The following is a 14586-nucleotide window of genomic DNA, read 5'->3' as shown; positions in this document are numbered from 1 at the left end:
AACAAGCGCGCAGGCAACGACAACAAACCCTCGATGCCTGCTACGCCCGCAACCCTCACAGATACCACCGCAGACCCACCGCGCCAGGAATACCACCCACCGCCGGAATCAACCACAGAAAAACCACCCAGCTGTCACAAACAGCTTGATATATACCGAGGTTCCCGGCGCGAACGTCACTTTCCCGCGAACTCGTTAGGCCCCAACGCGATGGCGTGGCCAGTTCGCGGGAGGGCTGCCCGTTCGCTGGAAGTTTCCGGAGCTGCCTGCAGCTCTCCCGCGACTTCGTGTGTCCGTCTCGCCTAGGATTCCGGGGTGAAGATCTCCGAACCCGCGCCCGGCGTCCATTTTGTCGAAGGACCCGCATCCAACTGGCTCATAGTCCGTGACGAGGCAGGTTTCATCCTGATCGACGGCGGATACCCGGCGGACCGGGACCTTGTCCTGTCCTCCATCAGGCAACTTGGGCTGGAGCCCGCCCACGCCAAAGCATGCTCATCACCCATGGCCATGTGGACCACACGGGCTCGGCCGCGTACTTCTCAACCACCTTCGGCACGCCCATCCTGTGCTCCCCCGAAGAACTCGCACACGTGCAGGGCAAGGAAAAGCACCAGGTAACCCTCGGCCAGGTCCTGCTCAGGATTTGGCGTCCCAAGGTGCTCCGTTGGATGGTGCATGTCATCAAGGCCAAGGCGCTCCAGGCCGAGCCGGCCACGCGGGCCGAGGCCTGGACAGGGCAAAAACTGGCAAGCCTCCCGGGGAGTCCCCGGGCCATCGCGGTCCCTGGACATACCCCGGGGAATGTTGCACTCCTGCTCCCGAACGCCCGAGCCACTGCCGTGGGCGATACCTTCGTCAGTGGGCATCCGATCAGCAGCAAACACGGCCCGCAGATGCTGCACCGGATGTTCCATTCGGATCCTGCCGGCGCACTCCAAGCGACCCGGCGGCTGGAAGGTCTCCAAGCCAACGTGATCCTGCCCGGGCATGGGCCGGCCCTGCACATGCCGTTGCCGGAAGCCCTGAAGGCCCTCCAGAAGTAGGACGCGAAAAGCCCGCTTCGATGGCTCGCTGCGCAGGATGCCGTGGGCACGGCACAGTACGCAGCGAAGCCCCGAAACGGGCCCACGCTGTGATGAAGCTACATGTGCACGTGCAGGCGCCGTGCGGCCTCGGAGATCGAGCCCGTCAGCGATGGGTACACGGTGAAGGCGCTCGCGACGTCATCCACGTGCAGCTTCTGCGTCACTGCCACTGAGATCGGGAAGATCAGCTCCGAAGCGTTCGGACCAACCACCACGCCGCCGATCACGGTGCCGGAACCCTTGCGGGCGATGATCTTGACGAAGCCGTCCTTGGTGTTGCGCATCTTGGCACGGGCGTTGCTCAGCAGGGACAGCATCACAACATCGCCCTGGTACTTGCCGGAAGCAAGGTCGGCCTCGGACACACCTACGGAAGCAATTTCCGGAGAGGTGAAGATGTTGGAGGCGACTTGGTTGAGCTTGAGCGGCTTCACGCCGTCGCCCATGAAGTGCGCAATGGCGATGCGGCCCTGCATGGCGGCAACTGAGGCCAAGGCGAACACGCCCGTGCAGTCGCCGGCAGCATAGATGTTGGGCGCCGTGGTGCGGGAAACACCGTCCACCTTGATATGGCCGGACTCGGTCAGTGCCACTCCGGCTTCTTCCAGCCCCAGACCTGCCGTGTTTGGGATGGAGCCCACACACACCAGGCAGTGCGAACCTGTCACTTCCGATCCGTCACCCAAGGTGACCTTGACGCCGTCGTCCGTCCGCTCCACGGCGTTGGCGCGGGAGCGGGACAAAACGCGCACGCCGCGGCGCTCAAAAACGCCTTCCAGGAGCTTGGCAGCATCGGTGTCCTCACCGGGGAGCACTTGGTCGCGGCTGGAGATCAAGGTGACCTTGGAGCCGAGGCCGTTGTAGGCGGAGGCGAACTCGGCGCCGGTGACGCCGGAACCTACAACGATGAGTTCCTCGGGAAGCTCGTCCAGGTTGTAGATCTGCGCCCAGTTGAGGATGCGTTCGCCGTCGGGCTTGGCGGTGGGGAGTTCACGCGGGTGGGCGCCAACGGCCAGGAGGATGGCGTCGGCGTCGATGGTGCGGGTGCCCTCAAGGGTGAGGACCTCGATGGTGTTGTTGTCCAGGAGCTTGCCGGAGCCGATGACGATCTCGACGCCCAGGCGCTCCAGGCCCGCGCGGATGTCGTTGGACTGGCCGCGGGCAAGGTTTAGCACGCGGTCGTTGATGTGCTTGAGGTCGGCGTGCGGCTTGGAGGCGGAATCGTCGAACTTGACGCCCAGCTCGTCCGCCTCGCTCACGCGGGTCATGAGGTCTGCGGTGGCGATGAGGGTCTTGGAAGGCACGACGTCGGTGAGGACAGCCGAGCCGCCGAGGCCGGCCCTTTCGACGATGGTGACTTTGGCGCCGAGTGAAGCGGCCACCATGGCGGCCTCGTATCCGCCTGGACCACCTCCCAGGATCGCGATTCGTGGGGAACTGAAGTCAACTTGGGTGGTCACAGTTCTCAATTGTCCCGCATCCGCGCTATGGCTGCCAGTCAGCCAAGCCTCACCCCGCCGCCCAGGCTGACGACGGCGGCCTTCCGCAGACGCCGCGTCCCTACCGCGTTCCTTCGCCCGCAGGGTAGCTTGTACCAGTGAGTAACACTGAGCTGATGAACACTGACCCCTTCGAAGCTGCCAGGGACGCCGCCGACTACATTGCCGCGGAGACCGGCGTCGAGTCCCACGATGTCGCCTTGGTCCTCGGGTCCGGCTGGGCTGAGGCCGCCGACCTGATCGGCGAAACAACTGCGACGCTCAGCGCGTCCGAAGTCCCGGGCTTCCACAAGCCGGCCGTCGTGGGCCACGTGGGGACCATCCGCTCTGTCCTTACCAATGAAGGCAAGCGCGCGCTGGTCCTTGGAGCGCGCACACACTACTACGAAGGCCGGGGAGTGCGCTCCGTGGTCCACGGAGTCCGGACCGCGGCCGCAGCAGGGTGCAAGACGCTGGTGCTGACCAACGGCTGCGGGGGCCTGAACGAGGACTGGAAGCCCGGCACGCCGGTCCTGATCAGCGACCACATCAACCTCACGGCCACTTCGCCGCTGGAAGGTGCCACGTTCGTGGACCTCACGGATCTTTATTCTTCGCGCCTCAGGTCCCTGGCCCGCGAAGTGGACGCCTCGCTGCAGGAGGGCGTGTATGCCCAGTTCACCGGGCCGCATTACGAGACTCCGGCCGAAGTCCAGTACGCAAAGCGCATCGGCGCCGACCTGGTTGGCATGTCCACGGCGTTGGAAGCCATCGCAGGGCGCCACGCGGGCATGGAGGTCTTCGGCATCTCGCTGGTCACCAACCTCGCCGCCGGCATCAGCCCGGTTCCGCTGAGCCACGCAGAGGTACTGGAAGCCGGCGAGGCCGCAAGCAAGCGCATCTCCACCTTGTTGGCAGGGATCATCGCCAAGCTCTAACTCCTTCCTCGTGAACCCAACTGGGGTGTTCATAAGGGCGTGCGGCCATACCGTCAAGTCACAAGGCGCCTGTGTAAACGCACAGTAAATTCTCAGAATAAATCTGTTTTAAAGCGCAACATTTGATTCCCGGGTCAGCCCTGTGGCACGCGCGCGTGTTGGCAATGTAAGCGCTTGCACATCCGGGCTCCGAACCAGCTCCAAGGGCAGGGAAACACGCTTTGCTTTGGCATCTGACACGTGTTTAGCGTGGAGACCGTTCCGGCAAGTCGACGTGCCGGAACACGTCCGGCGGGCAGCTTCACAGGCCCCGCCAAACCTCGAAACGATGGCGTCCCTCGGTGACGCCCTCGGCGGATCTGCGGACGCCTCGCCTGAGGACTCCCCCCATCAGGGGAATCCTGCCTCCACGAAGTCCAACACTCCGCGAGAAGAGCAAGCATGAACACGCACCCAACCCCTCCACGGCCCCGGCGCCGCCTGCGGAAAGCAGTCGCCGTCGCAGCGGCCGCAAGCGTTGCCGGCAGCATCCTGCTGGTGACGCCTGCCGCCCAGGCCAACCTGCCGGCCGATCCGCCGTCGAGCACCATGCCGGCACCCACGGCGGGTTTCCCGCTGCCGTCGGCACACACGCAAGAGGCCTATGATCCGGCCGCGAACTTCACCTCCAAGTGGACCCGCGCCGACGCCAAGCAGATCATGGCCCAAAGCAACCCCAACGTGACCCCGGGGCAGAACTCCATGAGCCCCAACGTCACCATGCCGGAAATCCCCAAGGACTTCCCGGCCATGAACGACGACGTGTGGGTTTGGGACACCTGGTCCCTGACCGACGAGAATGCCAACCAGATCAGCTACAAGGGCTGGGATGTCATCTTCTCCCTGGTAGCCGACCGCCACGCAGGCTACGGCTTCGACCAGCGCCACTGGAACGCCCGGATCGGATACTTCTTCCGCAAGACCAACGCCGATCCGGCCAAGGACAAGTGGAACTACGGTGGCCACCTGTTCCTGGACAACACCTCCATCGGCAACACCGAATGGTCCGGCTCCACCCGCCTCATGCAGGGCAACAAGGTCAACGTCTTCTACACGGCCACCACGTTCTACGACGTTGCCGAGCGCAACGCCGGAGGCGGCGGAATTGCCCCTGACGCTGTGATCGCCAAGGCGCTGGGCAACATCCACGCCACCAAGGACGGCGTGACCTTCGACGGCTTCCAGCACACCAAGCTCCTGGAACCGGACGGAAAGCTCTACCAGAACAAGGCCCAGAACCCGGGCTTCGCGTTCCGTGATCCGTACACCTTCGCCGACCCTGCACACCCCGGCAAGACGTACATGGTCTTTGAAGGCAACACGGCGGGCAACCGCGGCTCGTACAAGTGCAAGCAGGAAGACCTCGGCTACCGCGCAGGCGATCCCCACGCCGAGTCAGTCGACCAGGTCAACAACACCACCGGCGCCTGGTACCAGACAGCCAATGTGGGCCTCGCCGTGGCCGACAACAAGGACCTGACCAAGTGGAGCTTCCTGCCCCCGATCCTGTCCGCCAACTGCGTGAACGACCAGACGGAGCGTCCGCAGATCTTTATCCAGAACGAGAACGGCAAGAACAAGTACTACCTGTTCACCATCAGCCACCAGTTCACGTACGCCGATGGTATGCGCGGACCGGATGGCGTGTACGGATTCGTCGGTAACGGCGTCCGGTCCGACTTCCAGCCGGTCAACAACAGCGGCCTGGCCCTCGGTTCGCCGACGGACTTGAACATGCCGGCCAACGCACCGGAAGGTCCGGACCCGCGCCAGAACGGCCGCCAGTTCCAGGCGTACTCGCACTACGTACAGCCCGGCGGCCTCGTCCAGTCGTTCATCGACAACGTGGACGGCGTCCGCGGCGGCTCCCTGTCCCCCACCGTGAAGATCAACTTCCAAGGTGGCGTGACGCAGGTTGACCGCAGCTTCGGCAAGAACGGCCTTGGCCCGTTCGGCTACCTTCCCACCAACGTCCGGGTCGGCGGCGAAGGCCTCTACAAGTAAACCCGGTGGTCCAGTAATACCCGGCCCATAAGGCCACAGCGGGGGTGCGCCGGCCACAAACCGGCGTACTCCCGCCACCCCAACCCCAGGATTCTCCCCAATGACTCTCCCCAGCCTCTCCCGCCGTCAACTGCTCGCCGCGAGTGCCGCCGTCGTGGTTTCCTTCACCGCGGCCTCCTGCACTGCGCCGCGGACACCGGAAAGCCCGACGCCGGTCCCCGCCCCGCGCGGGCCCCAACCTTCCGCTTCGGAGCCGTGGCGTCCCGCCGTCCATCTCACCGCGGAGAAGAACTGGCTCAACGACCCCAACGGCCTCGTTTACGCGAACGGCACCTATCACGCGTTCTACCAGTACAACCCGCGGGGAAACTCGTGGGGCAACATGTCCTGGGGGCATTCAACCAGCAAGGACCTGGTGCACTGGGAACAGCAGCCAGTGGCCCTGGAAGCCGGCGAAGACGAAGAGATCTTCTCCGGTTGCATCGTGCTGGACAACAACAATGCCTCGGGGCTCGGTTCGGCAACCAATCCACCCATGGTTGCCCTCTACACGAGTGCATTCGGCCGTCAGGGTACCTTGCCGCAGGGAGTCCAGGCGCAGTCCGTGGCGTACAGCCTCGATGGTGGAAACACGTGGGAGAAATACAAGGGCAATCCAGTCCTGAACCTGTCCCCCAGCAACAACAACTTCCGCGACCCCAAGGTCACCTGGTACGAGCCCGGACGGTACTGGGTCATGACCACGGTGGTGGCCGACGCGCAGGTGGTCAAGCTTTTCAAGTCCACCGACCTGCTGCACTGGGAGTTCCTCAGCGACTTCTCCGGAGTCGGCGCACAGGGCGGGCTATGGGAAGTTCCTGAGTTGCTGGAGATGAAGGTCGAGGACTCCACGGCCAAGAAGTGGGTCATGCTCCTGAGCATCAATCCCGGCGGCATTGCCGGCGGTTCGGGCATGCAGTACTTTGTGGGCGAATTCGACGGCACGCGCTTTGTTGCCGAGCAGGCAGCTGCGCCCGACGCTCCCCTTGCTGAGTCCCAGTGGCTGGACCATGGGGCCGACTACTACGCGGCGAACTCCATTTCCGGCGCCCCCGGCGGCAAGCCCGTGCTGCTGGGCTGGATGGGCAACTGGGACTATGCCCAGGACGTTCCCACCACCCCTTGGCGCGGCTCCATGGCGATTCCGCGGGAACTGACGCTCGTGCGCGGGGAGAAGAGGTACGAACTGCGCTCCGGGATCGCCGCAGCCGCCTTGGACGTCCTGGATGCTGGTGAGGAGAGGAACAAAAACCTCACCGTGGAATCCAGGATGGAGGGCCTTGGCGCAGGGTTCGAGGGCCGCGGCCAGCTGATCGAGCTGGAGATGACCCTCGGTTCCGCCCGCGAAGCAGGGATCGTGCTCCGACACTCTGCGGACAGCAAGGACGGACTCCGGATCTCCTACGACAAAGAATCAAGCAACCTGAAGGTGGACCGTTCCGCGGTGGGCACCTCCAACTTTTCGGAGAAGTTCAGCCCCTACCACCAGGTCGCGGTGCCGGCTCGGGACGGGAAAGTTAAACTGCAGGTCCTGCTGGATTCTTCGTCCGTTGAGGTGTTCGCCCAGGACGGTGCCGCCGTCATCACGGACATCTTCTTCCCGCATTGGGACAACACGGGAGCCTCTGTCTTCAGCACCGATGGTTCGACGGACTTCTCCCTCCGCAGCCGCGCCCTTTAACCCCAATGCGGGGCCAGATACGGCCCATTACGACCCGCTTGATGAGCTGTAACTGACCCCGCGTTGCCCTTGGTGTGCCCTTTGAGGATAGTTTTGTGCTTATGACATCGAGCGATGCCGCACTTGAACAGCTGATCATCGACGCCCGCGAATGGGCTTCAAAGGACCCGGACCCCGCCACGTCGGCGGCGCTCCTCGAGCTCGCCGGCCTCGCCGGGGATGGCGACGCCGGAGCGGCCCAGGAACTCGCCGACAGCTTCAACGGCACGCTGCAATTCGGCACCGCCGGCCTGCGGGCAGCACTCGGTCCGGGCCCGAACCGAATGAACCGCGTGGTGGTGCGCCGCGCGGCTGCCGGACTCGCGGCATTCCTGACCGAAGCGGTCGCCGTGGCGTCCCCCGGGACCCGGCCGCGCGCCGTCGTCGGCTTTGACGCACGCCACAACTCGGACATCTTCGCCCGGGAAACAGCGGCGATCTTCGCTGCCGCCGGCATCGAAGCCTTGCTCATGCCAAGCGCCCTTCCGACGCCGGTCCTCGCCTACGCGGTCCGCGCCCTCGATTGCGACGGCGGCGTGATGGTCACAGCCAGCCACAACCCGCCGCAGGACAACGGTTACAAGGTCTATCTGGGCCGTCATGCCGTGGCGGATAGTGGCCGTGGGGCCCAGATCGTGGCTCCCTACGACGCAGAGATTGCTGCACAGATCGCGGCCGTGGATTCCATTACGCTCGCGGAGGATGGTTGGACCGTCCTGCCGGCATCCATCGCCAAGGATTACGAGGCGGCCATGGCCGGGCTGGTGGACCGGGAACACTTCCCCGACCGCGACCTCAAGATCGTCCTCACGCCCATGCACGGAGTAGGCGGCGAAACCGCCGTCAGCGTCCTGAATGCCGCGGGCTTTACGGACGTGACCCTCGTGGCCGAGCAGGCGCAGCCGGACCCGGACTTCCCCACCGTGGCCTTCCCGAACCCCGAGGAACCCGGGGCGCTGGACCTGGCACTCGCGGCTGCCGAGGACCTCGGTGCGGACATCGTCCTGGCCAACGACCCCGACGCCGATCGGGCTGCGGTTGCTGCGCTGGACCCGTCAACGGGCGCGTGGCGCATGTTGCGCGGGGACGAAGTGGGCGTGCTGTTGGGCGCCCATGTGGTGGCCCGCCTTGCCGCGGCTGCCGGGGACGAACCGCGGGAGGGCGTGTTTGCCAACTCGATCGTCTCGTCCAGGATGCTCTCGCGCATCGCCTCGGCCGCAGGGTACGCACACGAGGAAACGCTCACGGGTTTCAAGTGGATCTCCCGCGTTCCCGGACTCGTCTACGGCTACGAGGAAGCGCTGGGCTACTGCGTTGCCCCTGATCTGGTGCGGGATAAAGACGGCATATCGGCAGCGGTCCTGATCGCCGAAATGGCCGCCTCTGCCAAGGCTGACGGAAAGACCACCTGGGACACCCTGGACGAGCTTTACCTGGTCCACGGGCTGCACGCGAGCGACCAACTGAGCATCCGTGTTGCCGACCTGGGTTTGCTGGACGCCATGATGAACCGGCTTCGGGTCAACCCGCCCGAAGCGTTCGGCGGCTCCGCCGTCGAGGTTTTCCTGGACCTCGCCGAAGGCAGCGAATCACTGCCGCCCACCGATGGCCTGCTCTACCTGACCAAGGAACAAAGCCGCGTCATCATCCGGCCCAGCGGCACCGAGCCAAAACTGAAGTGTTACCTGGAGGTTATCGAGGCCGTGGAGTCGGCCGCGGAACTCCCTGCCGCACGCCAGGCTGCCCGGACGTCCCTGGACAACGTCCTCCAGGACGTCCGCGAAGCGTTGGGGCTCTAGAGCTCAACCTCGATGAAGCCGTCCACCAAACGTGTGGCATAGGTGGCGAGTTTCAGTTCCGGGTTGGTGAAGCACTCGCCCGTTTCGAGGTCGTAGACCTCCTTATGCAGCGGCGAGGCGATGGTTGGCCGGCTGCCGCGGGATCCGATGATTCCGCGGGCCATGACGTTGGCGAAAGTCGCGGGGTCCCGCTGGGCGACGGCGAAAACCTCCCCGGGCGCGGTGCGGAACAATGCAACTTGGCGGCCTTCAATCAGTGCAGCCTCGCCCCAAGCAGGCTCGAGTTCGTCCACCGGGCATACGCGATGCCATGTGCCGGTGATCGCCAGGTCCTCTGCCCGGTCAAGAATTACGGTCATTTCAGCCCCTCTCTTGGTGTCCGGGTGCGGGCAATTTCCACCGTCACTCCCCCGGACCAGGCCACTCCCGCGGCCACCACTCCAAGCTAGGGCGCGGGTGTTTCATCAGCGATCCGACTTTGTGTCCGGCTGGTAAAAGAGACCTCACACACCGCGAAATGCTTTCGTGATGCAGAAGTTAAGGCCACGAAACAAACGGGAAACTGAAGCGAAACTGCGCCTTCCTAGGCTGATTCCACAAGTTGCGGAGATCCGTCTGCGACATTTGCGAAAGGCCCACCAGTGACCGGACATACTTCAAGCACCCAGAGCCCGCGCCGCATTGTTGTGGTCGGAGGCGGCCCGGCCGCCCACCGTTTCACCGATGCCATGTACAACCGCGGGCTCGAAGGCTGGCAGGTAACCGTCCTCACCGAGGAAGCCCACCTCCCCTACGACCGTGTGGCCCTGAGCAAGGCCCTAACGGAAACGGGCGTTGACCTCACCTTGGGTGAGGCGTCCATGTGGGAGCACGAGGCACTGGAGCTGAAGACCGGTGAGCGTGCAGTCGCGATCGACGCCGCAGCAAGGACTGTCCTCACCGCCGCAGGCAATAAATACGAATACGACGAACTGGTGGTCGCTTCCGGTTCGGACGCCGCGCGCCTTCCTATTCCCGGTGCCGAACACACGCACGTGTACCGCACCCTTGAGGATGTATGGGCCATCAATAGGGCAATCGCCGAGCTCACCCTGAAGCTGGGCCGCAAGGTCAACGCCGTCACCATTGGCGGGGGCCTGCTGGGGCTCGAGTCCGCAGCCGGCACCGAACAACTCGGTGCCAAGCCCGTGGTCATCAACGGCTCGCCCTGGCTCATGAACACGCAGTTGGACGAGGGCGCAGGACAGGCCTTGGGCCGCTTGATCGAGGCGAAGGGCTTCGAAGTCCACGGCGGCGTGTTCCCGTCCGAGGTTGTAACGGACGACGACGGCCAGGTCACCGGAGTCTTGATGGCGGACGGCCGGACCATCCCCGCAGACCTGGTGATCGTGGCGATCGGAGTGCGGCCCCGGGACGAGCTTTTCCGGGCAGCCGAAGGAGAAGAGCCGCTCTTCAGCCTGGGCCAGCGCGGCGGTGTGGTGATCAACGACTACTGTGCCACCGAGGTGGAGAACATCTGGGCCATTGGCGAGGTGGCGAACTTCGGCGGCATGTGCCTGGGCCTCGTGGCCCCGGCAAACACCATGGCGGAGATCGTGGCCGACCGACTGCACGGCGGCGAGGCAACGTTCCCCGGTTTCGATACCGCCACCAAGCTCAAGCTCTCCGGCGTCGACGTTGCCAGCTTCGGTGACGCCTTTGCCAGGACCGAGCACTCCCTGGAAATCGTCTACGCGGATCCTGCACGGGGCGTCTACCAGAAGATCGTTACCACCGATGATGCCAAGACCCTCTTGGGTGGCATCTTCGTAGGAGACGCCTCCCCTTATATGAGCCTTCGCCCGCTCCTGGGCCGTGAACTTCCGGCCGAACCGGGTGCCTATTTGACCGCTGCCGGTGGTGGGGAGGCGCCCGAAACCGAACTTCCGGACGACGCCATCCTGTGCTCCTGCAACAACGTGGCTGCCGGTTCCATCCGCGACGCCATCAATGGTTGCGGCACGTGTGAAGGCAACGCTCCCGTGCAGGAACTGGGCGGGCTCAAGGGCTGCACGCGCGCAGGAACCCAGTGCGGCTCCTGTGTTCCCATGCTGAAGAAGCTCCTGGAAGGCGAGCTCAAGAAGTCCGGTATCGAGGTATCAAAGGCACTGTGCGAGCACATCAGCCTGTCCCGGCAAGAACTGTTCGACGCCATCCGTGTCCTGGAACTGACCTCCTTCGAAGACATCATGGCCAAGTACGGCACGGGTGCCGGTTGCGATATCTGCAAGCCGACCATCGCCTCGATCCTGGCCAGCCAGCACTCCGCCTACGTGCTCGATGCCGGCCGTGGCACCCTGCAGGACACCAACGACCGCGCCTTGGCGAACATGCAGAAGGACGGCACCTACTCGGTGGTTCCCCGCATCGCCGGTGGAGAGATCACGCCCAAGGGCCTTGGCGTCATCGCCGCCGTCGCCGAGAAGTACGGCCTCTACACGAAGATCACCGGCGGGCAGCGCATCGACATGTTCGGGGCACGCCTTGAGCAGTTGCCGGATATCTGGAAGGAACTCGTGGACGCCGGATTCGAATCCGGCCAGGCGTACGGCAAGAGCCTGCGCACCGTGAAGTCCTGCGTTGGTTCCACGTGGTGCCGTTTCGGTGTTCAGGACTCCGTGCAGATGGCGATCGCCCTGGAGCTGCGCTACCGCGGCCTCCGCAGCCCGCACAAGCTGAAGATGGGCGTTTCCGGTTGCGCCCGTGAATGCGCGGAGGCCCGCGGCAAGGATGTTGGCGTGATCGCCACGGCCGATGGCTGGAACCTTTACGTCGGCGGCAATGGTGGTGCCACTCCGGCCCACGCCCAGCTGCTGGCCAAGGACCTGGATGACGAGACGCTCATCAAGTACATCGACCGCTACCTCATGTACTACATCCGCACAGCCGACCGCCTGCAGCGTACTGCACGCTGGCAGGAAGAGCTCGACGGCGGGCTGAAGCACGTGGAGGAAGTGGTGGTCAACGACTCCCTGGGCATCGCCGAGGAGCTCGAAGCCGCCATGGCCAAGCACATCGACACGTACGAGGACGAGTGGGCTGAGACCCTGAAGGACCCGGAGCGCCTGCGCCGTTTCCGTTCCTTCGTCAACGCTCCCGACCAGAAAGACGACTCCATCTCCTTCGTACCTGAGCGCGGGCAGATCCGCCCCGCCACGAACGAGGAAAAGGGCGGCGTGCTGATCGCGTCCACCATTCCGGTCCGCAGCGCCGTCACCGCAGATAACTAGGGGGAACCATGCAGCTCACCATCGACCTCACCGGCCGGGACGTCCTGGTCACCGGATCCGAGCGGCTGGCCCGCCAGGCGGTCCGCCGCTACCAGGCTGCCGGCGCCGTGGTGCACAGGCTCAGCACGCCATCGGACATCGCCGTCGACGGTCCACTCACCGTGCGCCCTTTCCTGGTGGCAGTAGTGGACGACGGCGGTACCGGCTGGCTGCCGCTGCTGGAACGCTGCCGCGAAGCCAGGATCCCCGTGGCCCACGAACCCGCTCCGGGCCTGGAAGGGCACGTGACGTTGGTGGGCGGTGGTCCGGGTGCACTGGACCTGCTGACGGTTGGAGCGGTGGATGCCTTGCGGGATGCCGACGTGGTGTTCTACGACAGGCTGGCCCCTTACCAGGAGCTGGCAGCGCTGACCTCCGCCGACCTGGTGGACGTGGGCAAGCAGCCCGGCCACCACAAGGTGACGCAGCGTGACATCGAAAAGCTCATGGTGGAAGCCGCGCTTCGCGGAAAAAACGTTGTCCGGCTCAAGGGCGGCGATCCGTACGTCTTCGGCCGCGGCGGCGAGGAAGTGGCAGCTTGTGTTGCCGCCGGCCTACCCGTCCGTGTGATCTCCGGTGTCACGAGTGCCATCTCCGTCCCGGCCGCTGCCGGAATTCCGGTCACGCACAGGGAAGTAAGCCACATGTTCACCGTGGTTTCGGGCCACGCGCCGCTCACCGAGAAGGAGCACACCCACCTGGCTGGCCTCGGCGGAACCATCGTGGTCCTGATGGGCATTGGGACGCTCCCCCAGCTTGCCGCCGGCCTGCGCCGCGCAGGCATGAAACAGGACATGCCCATGGCTGTGGTGGAGCGCGGGTACCGCCCCGGCCAACGCACCACGATCGCGGACTTGGGTACCATCGAAACCGCAGCCACCGGGTGCAGCAACCCGGCCGTGCTGGTCATCGGCGAGGTGGTCCGGGTGGCTGAAGCCAACCGTAACCATGCCGAAGCATCCGCCGAACTGAGCCGCCTCGCGGCTTCGCTCCTTGAAGCCTGAGGGTAAATCCATGACTGTTGCACACGACCTTGACGCCGCTACCCCCCTGCCCGACGCCGCTGACGCCGCAGAATTGCCACTGGACGGCTTTCGCATCGGTGTTACCTCACACCGCCGCTCCCGCGACCTCATCGAGGCGTTGGAACGCCGCGGCGCGAGCGTGCTCCACGCCCCCGCCCTGAAGATCGCTCCCGTCCAGGAAGACCTGATCCTCATCGAGGACACCAAGAGCATCATCGAGGCCAAGCCGGATATCTGCATCGCCACCACGGCCTACGGCATGCGCCGCTGGTGCGAAGCCGCGGACTCCTTCGGGATCGGCGAGCAGCTCCTGGACGCCCTGTCTGCGTGCCGCATGTTCGTTCGGGGACCCAAGGCCCGCGGTGCCGTGCGCGCGGCGGGGCTTGCCGACGTCGGAATCAGCAGTGACGAAACCACCGCCACGCTGGTGGACATGCTCCTGGCAGAGGGTGTTCGCGGGAAGACCGTGGCGGTGCAGCTTCACGGCTACACGGATGTGCGCCAGCTTGAGCGGCTCCGGATGTCCGGGGCAACGGTACTGACCGTCACTCCTTACCGGTGGGTGAAACCCGACGGCGAGGACAAGCTGCCGCGCCTGATCGAAGCCGTGGTCAGCGGGAACCTGGACGTCCTGACGTTCACCAGTGCCCCGGCCGTGGATGCCATGTGGAGCACTGCGCACGAGATGGGCCTGTACCGCCAGCTCATCGAGGCCCTCAAGGGCCCCGTCACGGTCGCCGCCGTTGGGCCTGTCACCGCCCAGCCATTGGTCGACGCCGGGCTGACGCCACTCATCCCGGACAGGTACCGCATGGGTGCCCTGATCCGTCTGGTCACCGAGCATCTGTCGCTAAACCATGTGCGCCGCCTGGAGACCAAGAGCGCCACCATCGAGCTGCGCGGGCGTTGCCTGCGGATCAACGGCGAAGTGGTGGAACTGGCACCGGCTCCGTTGCTGTTGCTCCGCGCGCTGCTTGGAGCAGGGGGCGCAGTGCTGTCCCGCGAAGCGCTGTCCGACCTGCTGGACCTCCGGGGTTCCGTCCACGCCCTGGACATGACGGTCAGCCGGCTGCGGTCCTCGCTGCCCGACGGCAAGCTCGTGGAGACCGTGGTTAAGCGCGGGTACCGGCTGCGGGCGTAGTTGACTC

The 14586-nt window shown here is 65.0% G+C and carries 10 protein-coding genes; 8 read left to right on the top strand and 2 right to left on the bottom strand.

Annotated elements, in window-relative coordinates; all coding sequences use genetic code 11:
* The first annotated feature begins 491 nt into the window (after positions 1-491).
* A complete protein-coding gene (locus tag ACIPY2_RS10005; RefSeq protein WP_400266209.1) occupies positions 492-1046 on the top strand; it encodes an MBL fold metallo-hydrolase in 555 nt (184 codons plus the stop codon).
* Positions 1047-1144: 98 nt separating this feature from the next.
* On the opposite strand, the gene ACIPY2_RS10000 is transcribed toward ACIPY2_RS10005, so the two are convergent.
* Complete coding sequence (locus tag ACIPY2_RS10000) at positions 1145-2548, bottom strand: NAD(P)H-quinone dehydrogenase (RefSeq protein WP_400266208.1); 1404 nt, start codon at positions 2546-2548, stop codon at positions 1145-1147.
* A gap of 155 nt (positions 2549-2703) precedes the next feature.
* On the opposite strand from ACIPY2_RS10000, the gene ACIPY2_RS09995 reads away from it, so the two are divergent.
* The 4 genes from ACIPY2_RS09995 to ACIPY2_RS09980 all read left to right on the top strand — a co-directional run bounded on the left by ACIPY2_RS09995 (position 2704) and on the right by ACIPY2_RS09980 (position 9105).
* Positions 2704-3504: a purine-nucleoside phosphorylase gene (locus ACIPY2_RS09995; RefSeq protein WP_400266233.1), complete on the top strand. Its 801-nt coding sequence runs from the start codon at positions 2704-2706 to the stop codon at positions 3502-3504.
* 441 nt (positions 3505-3945) lie between these two features.
* Positions 3946-5547 (top strand): glycoside hydrolase family 68 protein, encoded by a 1602-nt coding sequence (locus ACIPY2_RS09990; protein ID WP_400266207.1) that lies wholly within the window; start codon positions 3946-3948, stop codon positions 5545-5547.
* 100 nt (positions 5548-5647) lie between these two features.
* A complete protein-coding gene (locus tag ACIPY2_RS09985) occupies positions 5648-7267 on the top strand; it encodes a glycoside hydrolase family 32 protein (protein ID WP_400266206.1) in 1620 nt (539 codons plus the stop codon).
* A 101-nt stretch (positions 7268-7368) separates the two neighbouring features.
* Positions 7369-9105 (top strand): phospho-sugar mutase, encoded by a 1737-nt coding sequence (locus ACIPY2_RS09980; protein ID WP_400266205.1) that lies wholly within the window; start codon positions 7369-7371, stop codon positions 9103-9105.
* Here ACIPY2_RS09980 and nirD read toward each other — a convergent pair.
* Positions 9102-9464, bottom strand: coding sequence for a nitrite reductase small subunit NirD (nirD, locus tag ACIPY2_RS09975; RefSeq protein ID WP_400266204.1), 363 nt, complete (start codon positions 9462-9464; stop codon positions 9102-9104). The two genes, ACIPY2_RS09980 and nirD, sit on opposite strands and share 4 nt — an antisense overlap.
* A gap of 282 nt (positions 9465-9746) precedes the next feature.
* Between nirD and nirB the strand changes: the two genes are divergently transcribed.
* From nirB to ACIPY2_RS09960, 3 genes are read left to right on the top strand one after another with little or no spacing between them, the layout of a single operon-like run.
* Positions 9747-12374 carry a nitrite reductase large subunit NirB gene (nirB, locus tag ACIPY2_RS09970; protein WP_400266203.1) on the top strand — a complete coding sequence of 876 codons (2628 nt, stop codon included), beginning with the start codon at positions 9747-9749 and terminating at the stop codon, positions 12372-12374.
* Positions 12375-12382: 8 nt separating this feature from the next.
* Positions 12383-13417: a uroporphyrinogen-III C-methyltransferase gene (gene cobA / locus ACIPY2_RS09965; protein ID WP_400266202.1), complete on the top strand. Its 1035-nt coding sequence runs from the start codon at positions 12383-12385 to the stop codon at positions 13415-13417.
* A gap of 10 nt (positions 13418-13427) precedes the next feature.
* The gene (locus tag ACIPY2_RS09960; RefSeq protein WP_400266201.1) at positions 13428-14579 is read left to right on the top strand and encodes a uroporphyrinogen-III synthase; all 1152 of its coding nucleotides are present in this window, start codon (positions 13428-13430) and stop codon (positions 14577-14579) included.
* The last annotated feature ends 7 nt before the right edge of the window (positions 14580-14586 follow it).

It is taken from the genome of Paenarthrobacter sp. NPDC089675 (genome assembly GCF_044749185.1).
GTDB lineage: Bacteria > Actinomycetota > Actinomycetes > Actinomycetales > Micrococcaceae > Arthrobacter.
This window is presented reverse-complemented; position numbering and strand designations above follow the sequence as displayed.

What these genes read in the sequence shown, in the direction of transcription:
- ACIPY2_RS10005 (WP_400266209.1), top strand. Translation starts at nt 492, where the DNA reads ATGCTCATCACCCATGGCCATGTGGACCACACGGGCTCGGCCGCGTAC.
- ACIPY2_RS09995 (WP_400266233.1), top strand. Translation starts at nt 2,704, where the DNA reads ATGAACACTGACCCCTTCGAAGCTGCCAGGGACGCCGCCGACTACATT.
- ACIPY2_RS09990 (WP_400266207.1), top strand. Translation starts at nt 3,946, where the DNA reads ATGAACACGCACCCAACCCCTCCACGGCCCCGGCGCCGCCTGCGGAAA.
- ACIPY2_RS09985 (WP_400266206.1), top strand. Translation starts at nt 5,648, where the DNA reads ATGACTCTCCCCAGCCTCTCCCGCCGTCAACTGCTCGCCGCGAGTGCC.
- ACIPY2_RS09980 (WP_400266205.1), top strand. Translation starts at nt 7,369, where the DNA reads ATGACATCGAGCGATGCCGCACTTGAACAGCTGATCATCGACGCCCGC.
- nirD (WP_400266204.1), bottom strand. Translation starts at nt 9,464, where the DNA reads ATGACCGTAATTCTTGACCGGGCAGAGGACCTGGCGATCACCGGCACA.
- cobA (WP_400266202.1), top strand. Translation starts at nt 12,383, where the DNA reads ATGCAGCTCACCATCGACCTCACCGGCCGGGACGTCCTGGTCACCGGA.
- ACIPY2_RS09960 (WP_400266201.1), top strand. Translation starts at nt 13,428, where the DNA reads ATGACTGTTGCACACGACCTTGACGCCGCTACCCCCCTGCCCGACGCC.